A 21815-nucleotide genomic window follows, 5' to 3' on the forward strand; every position below is an offset into this window, starting at 1 on the left:
TTTGGTGTTGGAAGTCAGCGGGCTGGTGAAGCGGTTTGGCGGCTTCACCGCCGTGAACAACGTATCGTTTCGGGTCGACCAGGGCGAGATCCTCGGCCTGATCGGCCCGAACGGTTCGGGCAAGAGCACGATCTTCAACATGCTCTCCGGCACGCTGGCGCCGACCTCCGGGTCGATCCTGTTCGCCGGGCACGAGATCGCGGGCCTCGCGCCGCACCGGATCATCAACCGCGGCATCGGCCGTACCTTCCAGATTCCGCGCCCCTTCCGCCGCCTGACCATCTTCGAGAACGTCGCGCTCGCCGGCTTCTACGGCCAGGGCCGCCACAGCCGCATCAAGGCCGAGGAAGCGGCCGAGCGGTCGCTGGCCATGGTCGGCCTGCCGACCGACCGCCATGCCAGCGTCGACGGCCTCGGCGCTGCCGGGCTGAAGAAGCTCGAGCTGGCGAAAGCGCTCGCCACCGCGCCAAAACTGCTGCTCGCCGACGAAAGCCTCGGCGGCCTTGACGAGACCGAGATGGACCAGGCCGCCGACATGCTGCGCAACATCCGCGACGAGCTCGGCATCACCATCATCTGGGTCGAGCACATCATGGGCGTGCTGATGCGGGTGGTCGATCGCGTCATGGTGCTCGATCACGGCGAGAAGATCTCGGAAGGGTTGCCGAGCCAGGTCGCGGGCGATCCCCGGGTCATCGAGGTCTATCTCGGCACCGATGCCGAGACCACGCAGGCCGCGGCCGCCGAAGCGCGCCGCCGCGCGGGAGGCTAGCCGATGCTGGAGCTGCGGTCCGTCAACGCCGGCTACGGTACGTTCCAGGCGCTGTTCGACGTCGATCTCGACGTGAGGGCCGGCGAGGCGGTCGGCGTCATCGGCCCGAACGGCGCCGGCAAGACCACCCTGATGCGCGTCATCTCCGGCCTGATCCGTCCCTCGCGCGGTTCGATCAGGATGGAAGGCGTCAACGTCGTGGCGACGCCGCCGCACAAGATCGTCAGCCTCGGCATTGCACATGTGCCGGAGAACCGGCGGCTGTTTCCGCAGCTCACGGTCGACGACAATCTGAAGATGGGCGCATTCATGAAGGAGGCGCGCGGCCACTATGCCGAGCGACTGGAGGTCGTGTTCGACCTGTTTCCGCGCCTGAAGGAGCGCCGCCACCAGATGGCCGGCACGATGTCCGGCGGCGAGCAGCAGATGTGCGCGATCGGGCGCGCGCTGATGTCCAATCCAAAACTTCTGCTGCTCGACGAGCCCTCCGCAGGACTTGCGCCGGTCGTGGTGCAGCAGGTGTTCGAGCTGGTGAAGCGAATCCGCGCCCGCGGGCTGACGGTGCTGATCGTCGAGCAGAACGTGCAGCAGGTGCTCCGGGTGGTCGACCGTGCCTATCTGATCGAGGCCGGCACGATCCGCAGCTCAGGCACCTCGGCCGAGATGCTCGCGAGCGACACGGTCAAGGAAGCGTATCTCGGGGTGTGAGGGGCGGGCAGGGGCATGCAGGCATTCCTGGACATTTTCGACATCTACCTGCTGGAGGCCGTGATCAACGGCATCCTGCTCGGCGGCGTGCTGGCGCTGCTTGCGCTTGGGCTCAATCTGATCTTCGGCGTCATCGACGTGACCTGGATCTGCTATGCCGAGCTCGTGATGATCGGCATGTACGCCATGTATTTCATGGTGCAGTATTACGGCGTCAGCTATTTCGTCGCGGCGCCGTTCACCATTCTGCTGGTCGCGCTGCTCGGCGCCGCGCTGCATTACCTCGTGATCGCGCCGCTGCTCACCGCGCCGCCGATCAACCAGCTGCTCGCGACCGGCGGCGTGCTGTTCGTGCTCCAGAGCTTTGCCACCGTCGCCTTCGGCATCGACTTCCGCAATCTCGGCATCCGCCTGCCGGTGCTCGCCTTCGGCGACATGAATTTCAGCTACGCACGACTCCTGTCGTTTCTGGCTGCGCTGGTCGGCATGGTCGCCGTCTACCTGTTCATGACGCGCACCTTCACGGGAACCGCGATCCGCGCGATCTCGCAGGACCGGCAGATCATGGCGCTGATGGGCGTCGATACGAAGAAGCTCTACCTCATCACCTCGGCGCTCGGCGGCGCGCTCGCAGGCCTCGCCGCCTGCCTGCTGGTGCTGCAATACGACGTGCACCCCTTCGTCGGCCTGTCCTTCGGGCCGATCACCTTCCTGATCTGCGTGCTCGGGGGCCTCGGCAATTTCATCGGCGGCTTCATCGCCGCCTTCGTGTTCGCCGAGATCATCTCGCTCGGCGGGCTGTTCTCCGACCTCGAATGGGGCTATGTGCTCGCGTTCGCCTTCTTCATCGTCATGATGTTCATCCGGCCCGCGGGCCTGCTTGCGAGGCGCCGATGACGGGGCAGGGGCGGCTCGCGGCATGGGCGGTGGGACTGGCGGCGCTGGTCGCGCTGCCCTTCGTCTATCGCGATCCCTATCATCTGCACATCCTGGTGCTGATCCTGATCTGGTCGTTCGCCTACACGTCCTGGTCGATGATGGGCCGGTTCGGCCTGGTCTCGCTCGGCCATGGCGGCTTCATGGGCATCGGCGCCTATGTCACCGCGCTGCTGTGGAATCATCTGGGCTGGTCGCCCTGGATCGGCATTCCCATCAGCATGGCTGCGGCGGGTACGCTGGCGCTGATCGTCGGCTATCCCTGCTTCCGCTTCCGCATCACCGGCCACTATTTCGTGCTGGTGACGCTGGCGCTGTCGGGCATCGTGCTCCAGGTCATCACCGCCACACGTGACTATACCGGCGGCTCGCTCGGCTACACGCCGAACCGCGCCTCGGGCAACAAGCTGCTGGCGCTGCAATTCGACGACAAGACGACCTGGTACCTGATCGCGCTCGGGGTCTGGCTGTTCGGCATCGTGGTCTGGCACTGGGTCGACCGCAGCATGAGCCGCTACGCGCTGGAGGCGATCTCGGAGGACGAGGACGCCGCGGCCGCCGCCGGCGTCGACGTCACCGCGGAGAAGCTGAAGATCACGCTGCTCAGCGCGCTGATGACGGCGCTCGCCGGCGCCATCTACTGCCAGTACCAGATGTTCATTACGCCCGACACGGTCAGCGGCATCGCGGTGTCGCTCCAGATGGTGTTTGCCGCCATCGTCGGCGGCCTGTTCGTCTCGCTCGGTCCGACCTTCGGTGCCATCATCACGATCCTGCTGGCGGAGAGTCTGCGCATCGGCTTCGGCACCAAGGCGGTCGGCTGGGACAATCTCGTCTACGGCGTGCTGCTGGTGCTTTTCATCATATTCCTTCCCAAGGGTATCCTTGGTAGCGTGCTCGACCGACTGAAGCCGCAACGCAAGGTGCCCCGCGCCCATGAACAAGAAGCCGTCCAGATCGCTCGCCCAGGAACTTGACCGTTACATCACGCCGTTCCGCTACGACGGCTCGGGCAAGTTTCACCTCAAGGCGCACAAGACCAACGAGAAGGGCGATCTCGACAAGGAGAGGGCGCAGGAGATTCTCGACGCCAACAAGAAGCGGCTGATCGAGTTCCAGGAGAAACTCTACGCCCAGGACCGCTGGTCGGTGCTGATCGTGTTCCAGGCCATGGACGCGGCGGGGAAGGATTCCGCGATCAAGGCGATTTTCGAGGGCATCAACCCGCAGGGCTGCGATGTCCACGCCTTCAAGGCGCCAAGCAGCAAGGAGCTCGACCACGACTTCCTCTGGCGCCACGTCACCGCGCTGCCGGAGCGCGGCCATATCGGCATCTTCAACCGCTCGCATTACGAGGAGTGCCTGGTGACGCGCGTGCATCCGGAGATCCTCGCCAAGGAGAAGCTGCCGCAGAAGCTCGTGACCAAGAACATCTGGAAGGAGCGGTTCGAGGACATCTCCGCCTTCGAGCGTTACCTCACGCGCAACGGCACCGTGGTGTTGAAGTTTTTTCTCAACCTGTCCAAGGACGAGCAGCGTCAGCGCTTCCTCGACCGGCTGGAGGAGCCCGCCAAGCAGTGGAAATTCTCCATGGACGACATCAAGGAGCGCGCGCTGTGGCCGCGCTATCAGGCGGTCTATCAAGACATCGTTCGCCACACGGCAACGCCGCATGCGCCGTGGTATGTCGTGCCCGCCGATCACAAATGGTTCGCGCGCGTCGTGATTGGCTCGGTGATCAACGCCGCGCTCGAAAAGCTGGACCTGCGCTTTCCCCGCGCCGACAAGGCCTCGCTGGAGGAGTTCGAAGAGGTGCGCAAGGCGCTGGAGAAAGAAGCGACGGGAAGCAAGAAGCAAGCAAAGTGACAGCCAACCGGACCGCGGACCGCAAGACCGTCAACTTCGCGCTCCAGGGCGGCGGCGCGCACGGCGCCTTCGTCTGGGGCGTGCTCGACCAGGTGCTCGAAGACGGCAGGTTGGCGATCGAGGCGGTCAGCGCGACCAGTGCCGGCGCCATGAATGCGGTGGCGATGGCCTCCGGCATGGCGCACGGCGGCGCGGAGGCCGCCCGGGAGAGCCTGCACGCATTCTGGTACGAAGTGTCGCGTATGGACATGACGTACGATTTGATGTCGCCGCTGAACCAGTGGATACAGGCCCTGAGGCTGCCGCCGGAATATCATCCGGTCCACGCAATCATCCACACGCTGACGCACACGCTGCCGCCGGGCCTGCTCAATCCCTTTCATTTCAATCCGCTCCGCTCGCTGCTGCAGCGCGTGGTCGATTTCGACCGGCTCAATTCCTCGCCCGAGGCGCCGCAGCTGTTTCTCAACGCCACCAACGTTCGCACCGGCAAGATCAAGGTATTCCAGAGCCCGCTGCTCACGGCGGAAACCGTGCTCGCCTCGGCCTGCCTGCCGCCGTATTTCCAGGCCGTCGAGATCGACGGCGAGCATTATTGGGATGGCGGCTATCTCGGCAATCCCGCGATCTATCCGTTGATCTACCGCAAGGGCAGTCACGACGTCGTCATCGTGCAGGTCACGGCGATCCGGCGCAACGAGCTGCCGACCAGTGCAGCCGATGTCCTCCACCGCATCAACGAGATCAGCTTCAATTCGTCCTTGATGCGCGAGATGCGCGCGATCGCCTTCGCCACGCGGCTGATCGACGACGGCGAGCTCGACAGCAGCAGGCATAGCCGCATGTACATACATTGGATTGGCAACGACCAGTTGATGTCGCAGCTCGGCACGGCCACGCAGTTCCACCCCGAATGGAGCCTGTTGTGTCGCCTGCGCGACGAGGGCCGCGAGGCGGCGCGAAGCTGGCTGGCGCGAAACTTCGACCAGATCGGAAAGTCCTCGACGGTCGACCTGGCAGACATGTTTCTCTAGGCCAGCCGAGCCGGTCATCGAAAAAGTACGAAAACAACCCCATGCACAGTAGCCGGTGCCAGTGGAATCAATGGCTTGGCGAACGGTCGCTGTTGTTCGGATTTAAAGATGTCCGTTTGACCCGTCGGGCAAGACAGGGGCATGATGTCATCATCGCCGCAGACCGGGCCGGGCGGGCAAAGCGACCTGTCCGCCGCAGGTCGTAGCTGCGATCTCTGATCTCGTAGGGTGGGCAAAGGCGCCCTTGCGCCGTGCCCACCGTCTCTCCACGATCGCGGCTGGCATGGTGGGCACGCGACGAGCCGCGCCTTGCGCGTCTCGTTGCTTTGCCCACCCTACGAGTTTCTCTGCAAGCGGCTTGCTAGTACCCGCGGCCCCACCAGTAGCAGAAGCGCTCGACATTGGCGGGCAGCGCGGTCTCGTAATTCGCCCACTTCTCGTATTTCGGCAGCTTCACTTCCTTCATCGCGGTATCGATGCATTTGCCGGCGTCCGCCGCCTTCTTCACCTCGGCGGAGAGATCCTCCATGTAGGCGATGTCGTCCTCGACGTCCTTCTTGGTGCCGAGCCGCCCGCCGGCATTGGGGTGGCCGGGGATCATCCGCTCCCAGTCGAGCGACGCCAGCTTCTTCAGCGAAGCGATATATTCCAGCGGCGAGACATTGTCGGGGATGTTGCGGAACTGGACGGACTCGATCGGCGCGAAATCGACGACGAAGACGATCTTCTCCTTCGGCAGCCGCATCACCAGCGAATTGTCGGAATGGTTGCGGCCGACATAGTTCAGCTCCAGCGTGGTGCCGCCGAGCGTGATGCTCTTCTTGTCGTCCACCACCTGATCCGGCATCACGACGTCGGCGAGCAGCGCATTCTGCTTCTTCAGCTCGAGCAGGCGCTCCTTGGTCCGCCGATGCGCGATGAAGGTGGCGCCGAGATCCTTGAATGGCTGGCCGCCGGCGATGTGGTCGTAGTGATGATGGCTGTAGACGACGTATTTGATCGGCTGGTCGGTGACCGCCTTGATCGCGTCGATATAGGGCTTGGCGGGTCGCAAGTAGGAGATCGGGTCGGTTGCGATCACGCCCTTCGGCGTCACCACGAACATCGACTGATGGCCGCCATAGCGGAAGATGTAGACATTGTCGGTGCCGTCGACCTTTCTGGTGGAGGTCTGCGGCGGGGTTTGCGCGAATGCCGATCCGGTCACGAGGGCAGCGAGAACGGCCATGCAAGTCAATGCTTTCATCTCTGGCTTTCTGGAAATAATGAGGACGGACAATCTCTTCGATACAAACGCTGCTGGAAGGGATTTATTCCGTCGCCTCATGCGGCCGATCTGTCGCGGGAACGGCCTGGAACACGCCCTCAAATGTGATTTCAAAGCCATTGATCCTGCTTGACAGTTCTATGTCACGGGAGGAGCATGACGTTGGTCGCGAATACGCGACGCGCAACGTCCACCTCATGAGCAAGGGGAGGTCTATGACACCACCTCCGCAGATCCAGCCGCGTTAAGTGCGATGGAGCTCGTTCGGACTATCGCATAGCGGCAGAAACCGCGAACGGCACGCCGGGTCAAGGTTTAGAGGGCTCCATCAGTGAGGCAAGGCCCCTACCTGCCCGGCGCTGTGCTTCGCAGAGCGATTGGCATCACGCTTCATTTCTCCTCCTCCTCACCGTCGTTCCGGAGCCATCCCGGAATGACGGGAGAGGTTTTGGCGTGAGCATCGTGCTGTATCGACGCGCGCCCGCGAGCCGGTATTTCGCCGTGTCGGAAACGGGGTTCCTGCTTCCTGCATCGCGGCAAATGCCAAGAGAATGTCGCCTCCTTGGCCAACTTCCGACACAGCGCCGGGGCGAATAACGACCATCCGACATGACGCACGTGCTTCGGCGGTGACGGCCCCGTCGCCGCCTGCGCATTCATTTTTTCAAGGAATCCTCGTGTCGCATAAGCTTGCCTCGGCGCTTCTCGCAGCGCTCTTCCTCGCCATCTCATCTCTCTCCGGCGCCCAGGCCGAGGCGCGTGCGCCGGCGACCAATGGTGCGGCCACGCTGTCGCCGGACGAGGCCAGGCGCGCGCTGGAGACGCTGCAGGACGACCAGAAACGCGCGCAGATGATCGACACGCTGCGCGCGATCGCGAATGTATCAGGTCAGCAGCAGCCTGCGCCGTCCGCGCCAGAGCAGAAATCGCCGATCCCGCTTTCGGCCGATGGCCTCGGTGCGCAGCTCCTGCTCACGGTATCGGAGCAGATCGGCGAGATATCGGGCGAGATCGCCGGCGTGGCGCGGACGCTCACGCACTTCCCGGCCTTCTATTACTGGATCATGCGAACCGCGAACGATCCCGCGGCCTACAACCTCCTGATCGAGATCGCCTGGAAGCTCGCGCTGGTGCTCGGCTGCGCCCTCTCCGCCGAGTGGGTGATCTTTCGTCTGATCCGCCGCCCGGTCGTGTTCCTGGAAGGACGCGTGCCGCAGGCCGCGCATCTGCCGGCGCAGGCGCTGCCCATTGCAGATCCGCCGTCATCGGTGACCGATGTCACCCCGGAGCCCGAACTGCACAAGCGCCGCCACAGTCTCGTGCGGATCTGGCAGGTCGTGCTGCGGCTGCCCTTTGTGCTGGCGCGCCTGGTGTTCGAACTGCTTCCCGTGTTCGTCTTCGTGGGCATCGCCACCGCGCTGCTCGGAACGGAGATCGGCGAGCCCACGACCGTCCGCCTCGTGATCCTCGCGGTCGTCAACGCCTATGCGTTCTCGCGCGGGCTCATCTGCGTGGTCCGTGCGCTGGCGGGGCCGTCCGGCCTGTTTCCGGTTCGGGCCGAGACCGCGGCCTATATCGAGATCTGGGCGCGCCGCATCGTCGGCGTCGGCGTCTCCGGCATCGCCTTTGCCAATGTGGCGCTGCTGCTCGGTCTGCATCGCGCCGGCTACGCCGCGCTGCTGCGCATGGTGATGCTGGTCGTGCATCTCTTCGTCGTCGTCATCATCCTGCAATGCCGCCGCCAGGTCGCCGAAGCCATTCGCGCGCCCGCCGAGCGGCCGGGGATTGCGGCGCGCCTGCGCAACCGCATCGCCGGTGGCTGGCATTATCTTGCGATCGCGCTCGATCTTGCGCTGTGGGCGGTGTGGGCGCTGAACATCCGCAACGGCTATGCGCTGCTGCTGCAATATTTCGTCGGCACCATCGCGGTGGCGCTGATCACGCGCGTTGCCATCATGCTGACGCTGGGCCTGATCGACCGCGGCTTCCGCATCAAGCCGGAGATCCTCCAGCGCTTTCCGGGGCTGGAAATCCGGGCCAACCGCTATCTGCCGCTGCTGCGCAAGATCGTGTCCAGCGTGATCGCCTTCATCGGCTTCGTGGCCGTGCTCGAAGTCTGGGGCGTGGACGCCATCGTCTGGTTCTATGGCGGCCAGATCGGCGGACGGCTGATCTCGGCCGTGGTGACGATCGGCGTTGCCGTATTCGTCGCTGCGGCTATCTGGGAGATCAGCAACGCGCTGCTGGATCGCCAGATCAATGCGCTGTCCCGCGACGGGCACTACGCCCGCGCCGCGCGCCTGCGGACCTTCCAGCCGATGCTGCGCACCGCGCTGCTCTGCGTGATCGCCGCCGTCGTCGGCCTCACGGCGCTCAGTGAGATCGGCGTCAATGTCGCCCCGCTGCTCGCAGGCGCCGGCATCGTCGGCATCGCCATCGGTTTCGGTTCGCAAAAACTGGTGCAGGATCTCATCACCGGCCTGTTCCTGCTGTTGGAGAACACGGTGCAGGTCGGCGACAATGTCAGCGTGTCGGGGCTCTCAGGCGTCGTCGAGAACGTCTCGATCCGCACCATCCGCCTGCGCGCAGGCGACGGTGCCGTGCACATCGTGCCGTTCAGCGCGGTCACGACCATCACCAATGCCAGCCGCGGCGCGGGCAATGCGTCCGTCAGCGTCAACGTGGCCTACAAGGAGGACACCGACCGCGCCGGCCAAATCCTCAAGGACATCGTCGACGAGATGCGCCGCGAGAGTGAATTCCGCGCGCTGATCCGCGGCGACCTCGAGCTCTGGGGCGTCGACAAGGTCGATGGCGCGATGGTGTCGATCGTCGGCCAGATCCGCTGCACCGAGGCCGGGCGCTGGCCGGTCCAGCGCGAGTTCAACCGCCGCATGAAGCAGCGCTTCCAGCAGAACGGCATCGAGGTCGCATCGGCGACCCAGACCATTCTGATGCACGTCGCGCCGCCGGCTGACAGTGCCGCAAACCTCACGCCGCGGCGAGCCGCAGGATAACGGCTCGACAAACTTCCCCCTTGCCTCCACTCCTCCGGCAGCGTTCACTCCGGCTCCAGCGCGCTGACAACATGCGGGCGGCAAAAAGGGTGGGAGAGAACGATGCGGGGGCTGTGGGCCGGATTGCGCGGTCACCTGATCGTCATTGGCGTGTTGATCGGATGCGCGGCAGCGGCCGCGCCGGCAGGCGCCCAGCCCTTTCCATCGCGCCCCATTACGCTCGTGGTGCCGTTTGCAGCGGGCGGGCCGACCGACACGCTGGCGCGCATCCTGTCCGAGCGGATCGCTGCCGAGCTGCACACGACGGTGGTGGTCGAGAACGTCGCCGGCGCCTCCGGCAGCATCGCGGGCGCCCGCGTCGCGCGTGCAACCCCTGACGGCACGACGATCACCATCGGCCATTGGGGCACCCATGTGCTCAATGGTGCCATCTTCAAGCTGCCCTACGACGTCATCGCCGATTTCGAGCCGGTCGCGACGATTGCGATGGGGACGCAGCTCATCGTCGGCCGGAAGTCGCTCGAGGCCAACAATCTGAAGGACATGATCGCGTGGCTGAAGGCCAACCCCGGCAAGGCCACTGCCGGGACGGCCGGCGCCGGCACCGGCGCCCATGTGGCCGGCGTCTTCTTCAAGGAAAGGACCGGCACCGACTTCCAGTTCGTGCCCTATCGCGGCGCGGGGCCCGCAATGATCGATCTCGTGGCAGGCCAGATCGACATCATGTTCGATCAGGCCTCGAACTCGCTGCCGCAATACAAGAACGGTGCGATCAAGGCGTTCGCCGTGACCTCGCCGACAAGGCTAGCATCCGCACCTGATGTTCCGACGGTCGACGAGGCGGGCCTGCCGGGCCTCTACATCTCCTACTGGCACGGCATCTGGGCACCAAAGAACACGCCGAAGGACATCATCACAAAGCTCAACGCGGCCATCGTCGCCGTGCTCGCTGACGCTTCCGTCAAGCAGCGCTTCGGCGAATTGGGGCAGGAGATTCCACCGCGGGACCAGCAATCGCCTGCGGCACTCGCCGCCTTCCAGAAGGCCGAGACCGAGAAATGGTGGCCGATTGTGAAGGCCGCCGACATCAAGCCGGAGTAGCGTGTCGCCTCGTAACACGCCCTCATCCTGAGGAGCCTGCGAAAGCGGGCGTCTCGAAGGATGGCCGCAGGCGAGATCGGGGCCTTCATGGTTCGCCAGGCGATGCAAGGCATCGTCCGGAGACACGCGTGCCGCGCTCCTCACCATGAGGGACAAGAGCCTTGCGGTGTTAACCTTTGCCTCGCGCTTGATCTGCGAGCTGCACTAAAATTCTCGCTGCGGTGCGAGATCATAATCGACACATGAACTTCCTATGTCCTTGATCTCCGGGGAGCGCTGGCCGACAATGCTTTTTGTTCAATAAGGAACTCCTTGGGGGAATTCGTGAATAGACCTGCCCGGGTCGCTGCCCAGTCGCCATCGTCCGATCAATCGCACGGCATGACGCTGCTGCGCGATCCCTTGCTCAACAAGGGCACCGCCTTCACTGAGGCGGAGCGCGCCGCGCTCGGCCTGCGCGGCCTCTTGCCGCCCTGCGTGCTGACGATGGAGACGCAGGTCGATCGTGTGCTCACCAATCTGCGTATGCTGCCGACTGATCTCGAAAAATATGTCGCGCTGAATGCGCTGCATGACCGCAACGAGGCGCTGTTCTTCCGCGTCGTCGTAGACAATATCGACGAGATCCAGCCGATCATCTACACGCCGACCGTCGGGCTCGCCTGCCAGAAGTACGGCCTGATCTTCCAGCGGCCGCGCGGCATGTTCATCTCCTCGCGCGATCGCGGCCAGATCGCGGAGATCCTGAAGAACTGGCCCTATCCGGCCAGGCTGATCGTGGTCACCGATGGCGAGCGCATCCTGGGCCTCGGCGATCTCGGCGCCAACGGCATGGGTATTCCGGTCGGAAAGCTCTCGCTCTATTCGGCCTGCGCCGGCGTGCATCCCGAGCATTGCCTGCCGATCGTGCTCGACGTCGGCACCAACAATGAAGAGCTGTTGAACGATCCCTATTATCTCGGCCTGCGCGAGCGGCGGCTCACCGGCGAGGCCTATGACAGCTTCGTCGACGAGTTCATGGTCGCCGCGCGAAAGACGTTCCCGGGTGTGCTGATCCAGTTCGAGGATTTTGCCAATCACTCGGCGTTCAAGCTGCTGCACAAATATCGCGATGAAGCCTGCGTCTTCAACGACGACATCCAGGGCACCGCGGCGGTGGCGCTTGCCGGCCTGTTCTCAGGCTTACGCATCTCCGGCGGCAAGCTGAAAGATCAGAAGATCCTGTTCCTCGGTGCGGGCGAGGCGGCGACCGGCATCGCCGATCTCGTGGTCTCCGCCATGATGGCCGAGGGCGCCACTGAGGCCGAGGCGCTCCGCCGCAACTGGCTGGTGGATTCCCGCGGCCTCGTCGTCAGCGGCCGGGATGGTCTGTCCGGCCACAAGCTCCGCTATGCGCATGCCGGCCAGGCGCCGATCTCCGACTTCCTCACCGCGATCAAGACGCTGAAGCCGACGGCGATCATCGGCGTCGCCGCGGTCGGCGGCGCCTTCACGCCCGACGTGCTCAAGGCGATGGCCGGGCTCAACGAGCATCCGATCGTGTTCGCGCTGTCCAACCCGACCTCGAAGGCGGAATGCTCGGCGGAGGATGCCTATCGCTACACCGAGGGCCGCGCGCTGTTCGCTTGCGGCAGCCCCTACGACCCGGTAAAGCTCAATGGCCGCACCTTCGTGCCGCGCCAGGGCAATAACTCCTACATCTTCCCCGGCGTCGGCCTCGGCGTCATCGCCACCCGCTCGCGTCTCGTCACCGACGAGATGTTCATGGCCGCCGCCCATTCGCTCGCCGATTGCGTCGGTAAGGAAGACCTCGCGCAGGGCAGCCTCTATCCGGCACTCCCCCGCATCCGCGAAGTCTCGGCCCGCATTGCCGCCGCAGTGGCAGACGTTGCCTATCAGCGCGGGCTCGCCGACGGCACCGCGCCCAACGACGTGAAGGCTCTGGTCCAGTCGCAGATGTACGAGCCGAAATACTGAGGCGAACGCGCGGAGGCGGCCCCTCGCTCCCTGTAGGAACGAAAGAGAGGATGGAGGGGCGGATCAGGCAACGCGCAGCATCGTCCGGCGCGATCTGGGTGACGGACAAATGTGAGGCCGATCCGGACGGTACTCAACCGGGGGCGCGCCCGATCGCCAAGCGCGCCGTATCAAGCTGATTTCTCGCTGATTTGTCCCGATTCAGGACATGCCAGTGTGGTGGAATCGTCACAGCCGGTTGGGAAAAAGCCCTGGCCTCAGGCCCGCTTTTGTTCCGACAAGGTTCTGCCCTCATTGCCCACCGAACTTGAGGCCGTTCGGAGGGGCGTATCATGTCTCGCTTTGCACGTGCCGAAAGTGCCCGGATTTCCCCCGTGACCTCGTGCCGGTTGCTGCTCGCCATCATTGGCGCGGCCTCGCTCGCCGCCTGCGCGCAATCTCCGGTCGGCCGCCAGAAGGCCGATCTCGCCGGCACCGGCCGGCAGGCCGCAGTCGAGCGGCCGCATCGCGTGGCGGCGTTGCACCCACGGCCGATCAGCCGGGCGCGTGTCCCCAACGGTGATGAAAGGCGAACCGCCTCACATGGCGTTGCCAGCTTCTATTCGGATACGGAGACCGCGAGCGGCGAGAGGTTCGACAAGAACGAATTGACCGCGGCGCATCCCAGCCTGCCGTTCGGCACGAAGCTGCGCGTCACCGATGTTTCCTCCGGCCGCTTCGTGACCGTCAGGGTCAACGATCGCGGGCCCTATGTTCGCGGACGCGTGGTCGACATCTCGCCTTCTGCGGCCGAGGCGCTCGGCATGGTGGACAAGGGCATCGCCAATGTCAGGCTCGACGTCGTGCGGTGAGGGGCGATTCATCGATGCGAGCCGCCGCTTAACCGTCTGTTAGCCGCTTCTCAAGCACCATGGGTGCCCAAACAATTCGGGGCTTTTGGGGAGGCGGGCGCTTGAACACGATCCAGTATCTCGAAGATCAGGCCGCGCGTGCCGAGCGGCTCGCCAAACGGATCACGGATACGCTGACGATCGAAAAGCTCCTGGCCTTCGCCGACGAACGCCGCCGCGAGATCGAGGTCATCGCCGGCAAGTATCGGCGCGCTCAACCCTCATAAACCATGCTCTGAGCGCATTCGCCCTCACTGCAGCGCTCGGAACTTCCTCTCATTTCCCGCGTCATGTCCGTGATGCAAGAGGAGGAGAGAGCCATGGGTTTTGGACGAGGTGCTTTGCTTTGGTTGCTTGGCGTGCCGCTGCCGATCATACTGCTGCTGGCATTGTTCTGGCATCACTGAGGTTGCCACACGAAAAGCGCCGCGGAAGCGGCGCTTTTTTTGTTGCCTGCGAATTGCGGCGTATCAACAACGATAACGCGCGATCAGGTGTGGCTCTCGACGAAATCGCTGAGATAGTCGGGCAGCGTCACGCCATCGATGTCGCATCGCGCCCGAATCTCGCCGGCGACGTCGGTCGAGATGTCCTTCATCCAGTGTTCGAGCGTGTTGAACGAGATCACCTTGATCGGGTCGTTGAAGCAGCCGGCGACGAGCTCGCCGATCGTGGTCTCGAGATCGCTTCGCTCGACGCGGATTTCGGTCGCCTCGTCGCGGCGATCGATCACCACGAACAGGGTCTGGTCTGCGCCATAAGGCACGACCGTGGATGGCACGCCAGGTCTCGGCATCTTGGACACTCACGCCTTGGCTTCCGATCTCCGTTAACGGGAAAAACCGGAAGAAGGTTCCTATGTGTGGGAAAAGCTTGTCGTGCACGTGCAGCCTTGGCACGCGCAGCCCTGGCGTCTGCACGCAATCAGAGAAATTCTCTCAGGCGCGATAGCTCGATGACGTGCTCGGGCGAGAGGATATCCGTGACCAGCGGCGGCTGCGCCGCCGTGCGGATCTCATAGAGATGCCGGGTCGCCGCCGGCTTGTCCATGAACGCCGAGATGCATTCGTCGAGCGTGCCCTCGCTTACCTGGTAGGACTCGCGGTCCGGCCGGCGCTGGTTGGCAAGTGACGGCCATTTATACAGCGCTGCACGTGCGCCGAAATCGACCTTTGAATCCGCAACCACGCCCCCCATCGCCTCGCCTCACGCAAAAAGAACCCCAGCGCGCAGACTTGCGCTCCGGGGCCCATACCTATCGCTGCATCTCGATGCCACATCTCCCAACGCGGCGGCCGGGAAAAGGTTCCCGGCTGCCTTGTCGCGACTAGCTCGCGGCCGCTGCGATTTTGTGTCCCGGGCTGGTGTGACCGTGGCTGTGCTCGTCGCCGAGGCTGACCTCCGGCGGAAGCCCGGCAAAACGCCGCAGGGCCTCGGCCATCTGCACCCGGCCTGGCACTCCGGTGATCACCACGTCGACCATCGCAAAGGACGAGTGGAAATGGCCGCGCGCCTTGAGCTGCTCGACCGGGACGCCGGCAGCGGCCATCGCTTCGGCATAGGCGATGCCTTCGTCGCGCAGCGGATCGAACTCGCAGGTGACGACGAAGGCCGGCGGCAGGCCCGCGACCTTGCCGCGGAGCGGCGAGACACGCGGATCAGTACGGTCGGCCGGCGAGCAGTAGAGGTCCCAGAACCAGTACATCAGCGAGCGCGTCAGGAAGTAGCCGGTCGCATTGTCGTTGTAGGAGGAACGATCGAAGTCGCAGTCGGTGACCGGGCACACCAGGAGCTGACCGGCGATATCGGGCCCGCCGCGATCGCGCGCGAGCTGGCAGGTGACGGCGGCGATGTTGCCGCCGGCGCTCCAGCCCGCGACCAGCACCGGGCCCGGCTTGCCGCCGAGCTCGGCGGCGTGCTCGGCGATCCAGCGCGTCGCCGCATAGCCGTCCTCGGCCGCGGTGGGGAAGCGATGCTCCGGCGCGTGGCGATAGCCGACGCTGACGAACATCATCCCGGTCCGTCGCACCATGTCGCGGCAGAACGGATCGTCCGACTGCTCGTCACCGAGCACCCAGCCGCCGCCGTGGAAATAGACTACGACCGGATGTGGCCCCGGGGTTGCCGGCTTGTAGACACGATAGGGAAGCGGGCCGTCGGTGCCCGGCAGCGTTCCGTCGACGACATCGCCGATCGGTCGCCCCGCCGGACGGCCCTTGTTGAACTCGTTGACGAAGGCGCGGGCGCCGAGCGCGCCCATCGACTCGATCGGTGGCAGGTTCAGCGTTGCCAGCAGGTTCAGCACCAGCCGCACATCCGGCTGCAGCCGCACCACCTCGCCGTCATTGCACTGCGCGGCGACTTTGGGGCCGGTGAGCTTGAACCCGAGCATGCCGCGGCTGACGACCTCATCGCAGATGCTGCGATAGGGGCCGACACCGCCGGTATAGGGCATCAGGCCCTGCACCTTGCCGGGAACGTTCGCGCCCGTGTACCAGGTGTTGGCGAGCCGGTGCAGCGTCAGCATCGAGCAGTCGGCCATGTGCTGGCCCCAGCCGGCCTGCGCCGTCTCGGTCGGCTCGATGGTGGTGAAGCCGGCATCGCGCAAAGCCCTGAGCCGGTCCACGACCCAGTCGACATGCTGCTCGATCGACACCGCCATGTTCGACAGAACCGACGGGCTGCCCGGACCGGTGATCATGAAGAAGTTCGGGAAGCCCTCGACCGTGAGCCCGAGATAGGTCTGTGGCCCCTGCGCCCAGACATCCGATAGCGACTTGCCGCCGCGCCCGGTGATCGGATGCACCGCGCGGATCGCGCCGGTCATGGCGTCGAAGCCGGTCGCGAACACGATGACGTCGACGTCGACGCTGCGCCTGGCCGTCGTGATGCCGGTTGCGGTGATCGCCTTGATCGGCTCCTGGCGCAGATTGACCAGCGTGACGTTCGGCCGGTTGTAGGTCGCGTAATAGTTGGTGTCGAGGCAGGGGCGTTTTGCACCGAAGGGATGGTCGTGCGGCATCAGCGCCGCCGCCGTCTCGGGATCCTTCACGGTCGCCGAGATCTTTTCGCGGATGAGGTCGCAGATCAGCTTGTTGCCGTCGACGTCGACCGCTTGGTCGGCCCAGAGCTGGGTGAGGATATAGACGAGATCGCCCTTGCCCCACGCCTCCTCGAACCGTGCGCGGCGCTCGGCATCGCTGAGCTGCCAGCTGACGGCCGTCTGCTGCGGATAAGGCACGCCGGCCATCGACTGGCGCGCCTGCTCACGATAGGCCGCGCGGTCGCCTTGCAGCAGGCTCATGCGGTCGGAGGGCGCGGGGCCGTTGTGCGCCGGCAGCGCGAAATTCGGCGTGCGCTGGAACACGGTGAGATGCGCGGCCTGTTCGGCGATCAGCGGGATCGACTGGATGCCTGACGAGCCTGTGCCGATCACGGCGACGCGCTTGCCCGCAAGATTGACGCCGTCATGCGGCCAGCGGCCGGTGAAATAGACTTCGCCTTTGAAGTCCTTGACCCCGTCGATCTCCGGCGGCTTTGGTGCGGAGAGGCAGCCCGTGGCCATGATGTAATGGCGACAGGAGACCGGCGCGCCATTGTCGGTGGTGAGCTGCCAGCGCTCAGCGGCCTCGTTCCATTTGGCTTCGGTGACCTTGGTCCCGAAGCGGATGTCGCGGCGCAGCTCGTAGCGGTCGGCGACGAAGCCGAGATAGCGCAGGATCTCGGGCTGGGTCGCGTATTTCTCCGACCAGGCCCAGGCCGCCTCGAGTTCCGGATCGAAGGTGTAGCTGTAGTCGATGGTCTGGATGTCGCAGCGCGCGCCGGGGTAGCGGTTCCAGTACCAGGTGCCGCCGACATCGCCGGCCTCTTCAAGGGCGACCGTCGTGAAGCCGGCCTGGCGCAGGCGATGAAGCAGATAAAGGCCGGCAAATCCGGCGCCGACCACCGCGACGTCTTTGGACTCGCGTGCGGCGACCATTGCGTCAGGCATGGTATTCCTCCCGTGTATTTTGTTTTGCCGGCAGGCTAACGCTGCAGGCTCGGCTTGTCATCAGGACAAGTGCAATCTTTGGTAGTCGATCGCGGCGTGATTTTGGCCGCGCGAAGGTTGCGGCGATACACGCACCGCGATGCACAATCGCCGGGATTGTCCGGTCTAATCAGACCACATCCTTCTGTGTATGCTTGCGATTACAAGCCACGCGTACCGACCGGGCGTCATGACAGAGTTGAGTGAGCGGACGAAAGCGAACATGGACGTCGTCCTGGAGGAGACGTGCCGCCAACTGCCGCATGGTGGCGATCACGACAGCCGCAAATTCATCGCCGAGCGCCTGATCGAGGCGGCGCAGGCCGGTCACTCCACGCTTGGTGAGCTTGGCATCGTCGCGCGGCGCGCGCTGGCGGAGATCATTGCCAAGGGCGGCTAGCCGGAGGCCGTAAATGAGCTGAGCTCTGGCCGCAGCGCAGGTGCGCTCCCTCGCCCCGCTGTCGCGGGGAGAGGTAAGACCGGAGCTTGCTTCTCCGTCAGCCGTAGACGTAACCTTCCGGGGAACTTCTCCGCGCATTGAGATCCCCAAGATGCGGTCCCTGCTTGCGCTCATCGTGGTTTCCGCATTCCTTTGCCTCGCCGGTTCGGCCATGGCCCAACCGGTCGGACAGTTTCCATTCGCGTTGACGCGCGAAGGCCAGATGCTCGGCGGCGTCGAAGGCGAGGTGGCGTTTTTCAAGGGACTCGCCTATGCAGCGCCGCCGGTCGGCCCGCTGCGCTGGCGCTCGCCGGAGGCAACGGCCGAGAGCTCTGAGATGCGCACCGCCTACGAGTACGGCGCGCCCTGCCTCCAGCCGTCGCTGCCAAAGGCGAGCGAAGATTGCCTCACGCTCAATGTGTTCCGCCCCTTCGGCGTCGACGGCCCGCTGCCAGTGATGATGTTCATTCATGGCGGCGCCTTCGTCGGCGGCACCGCGAACGATCCTATGTTCGACGCCGCGAAACTCGCGCAGGCCGGCCTCATCGTGGTGACCGTGAATTTCCGCCTCGGCGCGCTCGGCTGGCTCACTCATCCGGCGCTCTCGGAAGACGGCTCCGGAAACTACGGATTGATGGACCAGATCGCGGCGCTGCATTGGGTCCACGACAACATCGCGGCGTTCGGCGGCGATCCCGGGAACGTCACCCTGTTCGGCAACGGAGCGGGCGCGACGTCGATCGCGCTGTTGATGCTGTGCGACGAGGTGCGTGGTCTGTTTCAGAAAGCCATCCTGCAATCGGTGCCCGGCCGCGTGCGCCTGCGCTCGCGGCAGGAGGCGGAGGCCTGGGGCCTGCAATTCGTCGCGACGCTCGGACCGGATGCCAAGGAAACCAACGCGCGTGCGATCGGGCCTGCACGGCTGCTTGCCGCCGAAAAGAAGCTGCTCGCGAAAGTCCCGCTCGGCTTTGCGCCAACGATCGATGGAAGCCTCGTGAGGGAAGATATCGCCGCGGGTTTTGCGGCCGGGCATGAAGGGCGGATTCCCCTGATCATCGGCTCCAACGATGACGAGACGGATTTCGACAGCGAGCCTGACATCGCCGAGGCGCTTGCATCGTCTGGCACCGCCGTCGATGACCTGCGCAAGCTCTATCCCGACCTCGCCAAAGCTTCGGACCTCGCGGCAAGGTTTTATACCGACAAGGTCTTCTCCGAGCCGGTGAGATTGCTGGCTCGTCTGCACGCCGCAAGCGGCGCGCCGACCTTCCGCTACCGCTTTGCCTACGTGCCGGAGGCCCGGCGCACCAACCCGGACGGCGGTCACGGGCGGGAATTGCAGTTCATCTTCGGCGTGGAAGGCGTGCCCGGTGCCGGCATCTTCTCACGGCGCGATCGCGAGCTCGCAAGCCGCATGCGCAGCTACTGGATCAACTTCGCCAGGAGCGGCGATCCCAACGGTCCCGACCTGCCACGCTGGGACGCGGCGGCAGGCGGCGATCGCCTGCTGCTGGTCACGAATGATCGCACCGCGAGCGGAGACGATCCCTTCGCGGAGCGTCTCGACCGGCTCGCAAGTGAGAGCAGAAAATGAGTTGGACTTAGGCCGCGAGCTCGACGCGCGGCGCCGGGCTCAGCCGGTCTTCCTCCAGATAGTCCATCGCGCCGTCCTTCTCGACGGCATAGAACTGCTGGCCTTCCCGCGACTTGTAGGCGGCGCGGACGACGCCGCGGCGGCCCTTGTCACTGTTGACGACGTCCCCCAGCGCAAACTTCCTCATCTCACGTCCTCGTCTTCTGGCCGACTCCTTCGACCATGGCGGGGATTTTGGAAGGCAAATCGTTAACGACTTGCTAACCATAGGGGTTTGCCTATGCTCGCCGCCGGTTGCGCGGGCGGCTCGCACGCGCATGTTGTCAACGAGACGAGCTTTCGCCCATGACGCGATTTCCGACCCTGTTCCTGTCCCACGGCGGCGGCCCCTGGCCGTTCATGGAGGACCGGCGGGTGCAATATGCCAGGACCGCCGAGGAGTTCGGGCGGCTGCCACGGCTTCTCCCCGAGAGACCAAAAGCCGTGCTCGTCATCACCGGACATTGGGAGGCGGACGCCTTCACCGTGTCGACCTCGGCGCATCCGCCGATGGTGTACGACTATTACGGTTTCCCGGAGCATACTTACCGCCTCAAATATCCGGCACCGGGTAAGCCCGAGCTCGCCGCGGAGGTGAAGGCGCTGCTCGCGCGCGCCGGCCTCGATTGCCGCGAAGATGCCAATCAGGGTTTTGATCACGGCACCTTCGTGCCGCTCGGCTTGATGTACCCGAACGCCGACATGCCGATCGTGCTGCTGTCGCTGAAATCGAGCTACGATGCGGCCGAGCACATCAAGGCCGGGCAGGCGATCGCCGCGCTGCGGGACGAAGGTATTCTGATCGTCGGCAGCGGGCTCACCTATCACAACATGCGCGGCTTCAACCGGCCGGAATCCAAGCCGGTCTCCTACGATTTCGAGGCCTATCTGAACGAGGCGATCAGCGCGCCGGATGCGGCGCGCCGCAACGCGATGCTGGTCGACTGGGAGAACGCGCCGAGCGCGCGCCTAGCGCATCCGCGCGAGGACCATCTGCTGCCGCTGATGGTCGCGGCCGGCGCTGCCGGCAACGACGTCGGCCATCGTGTCTTCGTGGACGAGGTCGCAAGCGTCGCGATGGCGTCGTACATGTTCGGTGGTCAGCCTTGAACCGCGCGGCTGCAAGCATCAAGGTTCACGCCGACGTCGCGTCGATCCTGCTGGCATGATCCGTTCCCAGAGCTGTTCGTAACGAGCCCTCACGGCGGGGTGACATTCGCACGCGCCCTCCCGTAGCCATCCGCCCGCCACAGTGCATATGCGGGTGCTCCTGACCGTATCGCTCGATTCACATTCGCGCTATGGTTGTGTCTATTGCTCTAACATTTTTCCGAAGAAATTGATGGTGCCGGCGCTCCGACACCATTTTGGGTACTTTTGGCGTATTGGGAGAACCCGTCGCACTGGTGCACGCTGTCGTATTGGTGCCGGGTCTGGCTTTGCAGATCGAAGCTGCTCGCCTTCGCGCTCTCGCACAGCGGAGTGTCGAGTTCCGGGATGGCCTGACGCGTCACAGCCAGGCCCTGTTCGTTCAGGCCCAGCAATCCGTGGGCTGCAATGCATCCCACTCCGTCGAGGCGAGATTGGCGCGATGCCTCTTGCGCGTTCGGGATCTATCCGGCCGCGATCGCTTCAAGCTTACGCAGGAATTGATGGCCGAGATGATCGGGGTTCGCCGGAACAGCGTCTCGTTCGTCGCCCATGCCCTTCAGGAGGCGAACGTCATTCGATTCAGCCGCGGCCACATCGAGATCGTCAACGTCGCCGAGCTCAACAAGGCCACCTGCGAATGCTACCGTGCGGTGAAGTTGCAATACCAGCGGCTTCGTTTTTCCGACTGAACAAGAATCCGAGGCATCAGGAAGCTCAGCCGTATCTCAGCTTCATCACCAGAATGCCGCCGGCGAGCAGCATGGTGACGGCGTTCGAGGCGATCAGCGGCGCGTCGCCGCTGAGCAGGCCGTAGATCAGCCAGAGCGCCAGGCCCAGCACCATGACCAGGAACATGCCGAGCGAGATGTCGCGCGCCGAGCGGGTCTTCAAGACCTTGATGAACTGCGGCGCGTAGGCGACGGTGGTGCAGGTGGCGGCAGCAAAGCCGATCAGCTTGATCAAGAACGGGTCCATGCCGATCCTATAACATGG

The 21815-nt window shown here is 64.6% G+C and carries 21 protein-coding genes; 15 read left to right on the plus strand and 6 right to left on the minus strand.

Features of this window, described 5'->3' with window-relative positions:
• Positions 1 to 4 precede the first annotated feature (4 nt).
• Genes AB5K84_RS13565 through AB5K84_RS13590 form a run of 6 tightly spaced genes read left to right on the plus strand, consistent with a single transcriptional unit; the run spans position 5 to position 5316 of the window.
• A complete protein-coding gene (locus AB5K84_RS13565; protein WP_063921642.1) occupies positions 5 to 772 on the plus strand; it encodes an ABC transporter ATP-binding protein in 768 nt (255 codons plus the stop codon).
• 3 nt (positions 773 to 775) lie between these two features.
• The gene (locus AB5K84_RS13570; protein ID WP_028176154.1) at positions 776 to 1480 is read left to right on the plus strand and encodes an ABC transporter ATP-binding protein; all 705 of its coding nucleotides are present in this window, start codon (positions 776 to 778) and stop codon (positions 1478 to 1480) included.
• 15 nt (positions 1481 to 1495) lie between these two features.
• Entirely contained in the window at positions 1496 to 2377 is an 882-nt protein-coding gene (locus tag AB5K84_RS13575) for a branched-chain amino acid ABC transporter permease (RefSeq protein WP_011089216.1), read from the plus strand.
• The gene (locus tag AB5K84_RS13580) at positions 2374 to 3393 is read left to right on the plus strand and encodes a branched-chain amino acid ABC transporter permease (RefSeq protein WP_110117029.1); all 1020 of its coding nucleotides are present in this window, start codon (positions 2374 to 2376) and stop codon (positions 3391 to 3393) included. The genes AB5K84_RS13575 and AB5K84_RS13580 overlap by 4 nt, the downstream gene beginning before the upstream one ends.
• Positions 3353 to 4282 carry a polyphosphate kinase 2 family protein gene (locus AB5K84_RS13585; protein WP_011089214.1) on the plus strand — a complete coding sequence of 310 codons (930 nt, stop codon included), beginning with the start codon at positions 3353 to 3355 and terminating at the stop codon, positions 4280 to 4282. The genes AB5K84_RS13580 and AB5K84_RS13585 overlap by 41 nt, the downstream gene beginning before the upstream one ends.
• A complete protein-coding gene (locus AB5K84_RS13590; protein WP_441232497.1) occupies positions 4279 to 5316 on the plus strand; it encodes a patatin-like phospholipase family protein in 1038 nt (345 codons plus the stop codon). Before AB5K84_RS13585 ends, AB5K84_RS13590 begins: the two co-directional genes overlap by 4 nt.
• A 361-nt stretch (positions 5317 to 5677) precedes the next feature.
• Here the strand turns inward: AB5K84_RS13590 and AB5K84_RS13595 are convergent, their stop codons facing one another.
• Positions 5678 to 6562 (minus strand): MBL fold metallo-hydrolase, encoded by an 885-nt coding sequence (locus AB5K84_RS13595; RefSeq protein ID WP_028176150.1) that lies wholly within the window; start codon positions 6560 to 6562, stop codon positions 5678 to 5680.
• 698 nt (positions 6563 to 7260) lie between these two features.
• Between AB5K84_RS13595 and AB5K84_RS13600 the strand changes: the two genes are divergently transcribed.
• The 5 genes from AB5K84_RS13600 to AB5K84_RS13620 all read left to right on the plus strand — a co-directional run bounded on the left by AB5K84_RS13600 (position 7261) and on the right by AB5K84_RS13620 (position 13795).
• Positions 7261 to 9600 carry a mechanosensitive ion channel domain-containing protein gene (locus AB5K84_RS13600; RefSeq protein WP_060908539.1) on the plus strand — a complete coding sequence of 780 codons (2340 nt, stop codon included), beginning with the start codon at positions 7261 to 7263 and terminating at the stop codon, positions 9598 to 9600.
• A 102-nt stretch (positions 9601 to 9702) separates the two neighbouring features.
• Positions 9703 to 10701, plus strand: a complete 999-nt coding sequence (locus AB5K84_RS13605) for a tripartite tricarboxylate transporter substrate-binding protein (RefSeq protein ID WP_271551281.1) — start codon at positions 9703 to 9705, stop codon at positions 10699 to 10701.
• 324 nt (positions 10702 to 11025) lie between these two features.
• The gene (locus tag AB5K84_RS13610) at positions 11026 to 12678 is read left to right on the plus strand and encodes an NAD-dependent malic enzyme (protein WP_441232498.1); all 1653 of its coding nucleotides are present in this window, start codon (positions 11026 to 11028) and stop codon (positions 12676 to 12678) included.
• A 332-nt stretch (positions 12679 to 13010) separates the two neighbouring features.
• A complete protein-coding gene (locus AB5K84_RS13615) occupies positions 13011 to 13529 on the plus strand; it encodes a septal ring lytic transglycosylase RlpA family protein (protein WP_441232499.1) in 519 nt (172 codons plus the stop codon).
• A 101-nt stretch (positions 13530 to 13630) separates the two neighbouring features.
• Positions 13631 to 13795, plus strand: a complete 165-nt coding sequence (locus tag AB5K84_RS13620) for a hypothetical protein (RefSeq protein ID WP_166466032.1) — start codon at positions 13631 to 13633, stop codon at positions 13793 to 13795.
• Positions 13796 to 14058: 263 nt separating this feature from the next.
• Here AB5K84_RS13620 and AB5K84_RS13625 read toward each other — a convergent pair whose 3' ends face one another.
• The 3 genes from AB5K84_RS13625 to AB5K84_RS13635 form a co-directional block, all read right to left on the minus strand.
• Entirely contained in the window at positions 14059 to 14364 is a 306-nt protein-coding gene (locus AB5K84_RS13625) for a hypothetical protein (protein WP_028176148.1), read from the minus strand.
• Between the two features lie 128 nt (positions 14365 to 14492).
• The gene (locus AB5K84_RS13630; protein WP_182869366.1) at positions 14493 to 14765 is read right to left on the minus strand and encodes a hypothetical protein; all 273 of its coding nucleotides are present in this window, start codon (positions 14763 to 14765) and stop codon (positions 14493 to 14495) included.
• A 130-nt stretch (positions 14766 to 14895) separates the two neighbouring features.
• The gene (locus AB5K84_RS13635; protein ID WP_441232500.1) at positions 14896 to 17559 is read right to left on the minus strand and encodes a flavin-containing monooxygenase; all 2664 of its coding nucleotides are present in this window, start codon (positions 17557 to 17559) and stop codon (positions 14896 to 14898) included.
• Positions 17560 to 17749: 190 nt separating this feature from the next.
• Between AB5K84_RS13635 and AB5K84_RS13640 the strand changes: the two genes are divergently transcribed.
• Both AB5K84_RS13640 and AB5K84_RS13645 read left to right on the plus strand, forming a co-directional pair.
• Positions 17750 to 17998 (plus strand): hypothetical protein, encoded by a 249-nt coding sequence (locus AB5K84_RS13640; protein WP_441232501.1) that lies wholly within the window; start codon positions 17750 to 17752, stop codon positions 17996 to 17998.
• A gap of 151 nt (positions 17999 to 18149) precedes the next feature.
• Positions 18150 to 19631, plus strand: coding sequence for a carboxylesterase/lipase family protein (locus AB5K84_RS13645; protein ID WP_441232502.1), 1482 nt, complete (start codon positions 18150 to 18152; stop codon positions 19629 to 19631).
• Positions 19632 to 19638: 7 nt separating this feature from the next.
• Here AB5K84_RS13645 and AB5K84_RS13650 read toward each other — a convergent pair whose 3' ends face one another.
• Positions 19639 to 19818 (minus strand): hypothetical protein, encoded by a 180-nt coding sequence (locus AB5K84_RS13650; protein ID WP_028176145.1) that lies wholly within the window; start codon positions 19816 to 19818, stop codon positions 19639 to 19641.
• A gap of 158 nt (positions 19819 to 19976) precedes the next feature.
• Here AB5K84_RS13650 and AB5K84_RS13655 point away from each other — a divergent pair, with 158 nt between their 5' ends.
• Positions 19977 to 20780: a DODA-type extradiol aromatic ring-opening family dioxygenase gene (locus AB5K84_RS13655; protein WP_441232503.1), complete on the plus strand. Its 804-nt coding sequence runs from the start codon at positions 19977 to 19979 to the stop codon at positions 20778 to 20780.
• A gap of 257 nt (positions 20781 to 21037) precedes the next feature.
• Positions 21038 to 21511, plus strand: coding sequence for a Crp/Fnr family transcriptional regulator (locus AB5K84_RS13660; protein ID WP_441232504.1), 474 nt, complete (start codon positions 21038 to 21040; stop codon positions 21509 to 21511).
• 25 nt (positions 21512 to 21536) lie between these two features.
• On the opposite strand, the gene AB5K84_RS13665 is transcribed toward AB5K84_RS13660, so the two are convergent.
• Positions 21537 to 21797: a SemiSWEET transporter gene (locus AB5K84_RS13665; protein ID WP_011089200.1), complete on the minus strand. Its 261-nt coding sequence runs from the start codon at positions 21795 to 21797 to the stop codon at positions 21537 to 21539.
• Positions 21798 to 21815: the final 18 nt, after the last annotated feature.

The sequence above is a fragment of the Bradyrhizobium sp. 1200_D9_N1_1 genome (assembly GCF_052075915.1).
In the GTDB taxonomy this organism is placed as follows: Bacteria; Pseudomonadota; Alphaproteobacteria; order Rhizobiales; family Xanthobacteraceae; genus Bradyrhizobium; species Bradyrhizobium diazoefficiens.

Excerpts from the sequence above, each read along its gene's own strand:
- AB5K84_RS13580 (WP_110117029.1), top strand. The coding sequence starts at position 2,374 with ATGACGGGGCAGGGGCGGCTCGCGGCATGGGCGGTGGGACTGGCGGCG.
- AB5K84_RS13570 (WP_028176154.1), top strand. The coding sequence starts at position 776 with ATGCTGGAGCTGCGGTCCGTCAACGCCGGCTACGGTACGTTCCAGGCG.
- AB5K84_RS13585 (WP_011089214.1), top strand. The coding sequence starts at position 3,353 with ATGAACAAGAAGCCGTCCAGATCGCTCGCCCAGGAACTTGACCGTTAC.
- AB5K84_RS13645 (WP_441232502.1), top strand. The coding sequence starts at position 18,150 with ATGCGGTCCCTGCTTGCGCTCATCGTGGTTTCCGCATTCCTTTGCCTC.
- AB5K84_RS13655 (WP_441232503.1), top strand. The coding sequence starts at position 19,977 with ATGACGCGATTTCCGACCCTGTTCCTGTCCCACGGCGGCGGCCCCTGG.
- AB5K84_RS13650 (WP_028176145.1), bottom strand. The coding sequence starts at position 19,818 with ATGAGGAAGTTTGCGCTGGGGGACGTCGTCAACAGTGACAAGGGCCGC.
- AB5K84_RS13615 (WP_441232499.1), top strand. The coding sequence starts at position 13,011 with ATGTCTCGCTTTGCACGTGCCGAAAGTGCCCGGATTTCCCCCGTGACC.
- AB5K84_RS13630 (WP_182869366.1), bottom strand. The coding sequence starts at position 14,765 with ATGGGGGGCGTGGTTGCGGATTCAAAGGTCGATTTCGGCGCACGTGCA.
- AB5K84_RS13595 (WP_028176150.1), bottom strand. The coding sequence starts at position 6,562 with ATGAAAGCATTGACTTGCATGGCCGTTCTCGCTGCCCTCGTGACCGGA.
- AB5K84_RS13640 (WP_441232501.1), top strand. The coding sequence starts at position 17,750 with ATGCTTGCGATTACAAGCCACGCGTACCGACCGGGCGTCATGACAGAG.
- AB5K84_RS13635 (WP_441232500.1), bottom strand. The coding sequence starts at position 17,559 with ATGCCTGACGCAATGGTCGCCGCACGCGAGTCCAAAGACGTCGCGGTG.
- AB5K84_RS13575 (WP_011089216.1), top strand. The coding sequence starts at position 1,496 with ATGCAGGCATTCCTGGACATTTTCGACATCTACCTGCTGGAGGCCGTG.
- AB5K84_RS13625 (WP_028176148.1), bottom strand. The coding sequence starts at position 14,364 with ATGCCGAGACCTGGCGTGCCATCCACGGTCGTGCCTTATGGCGCAGAC.
- AB5K84_RS13665 (WP_011089200.1), bottom strand. The coding sequence starts at position 21,797 with ATGGACCCGTTCTTGATCAAGCTGATCGGCTTTGCTGCCGCCACCTGC.
- AB5K84_RS13605 (WP_271551281.1), top strand. The coding sequence starts at position 9,703 with ATGCGGGGGCTGTGGGCCGGATTGCGCGGTCACCTGATCGTCATTGGC.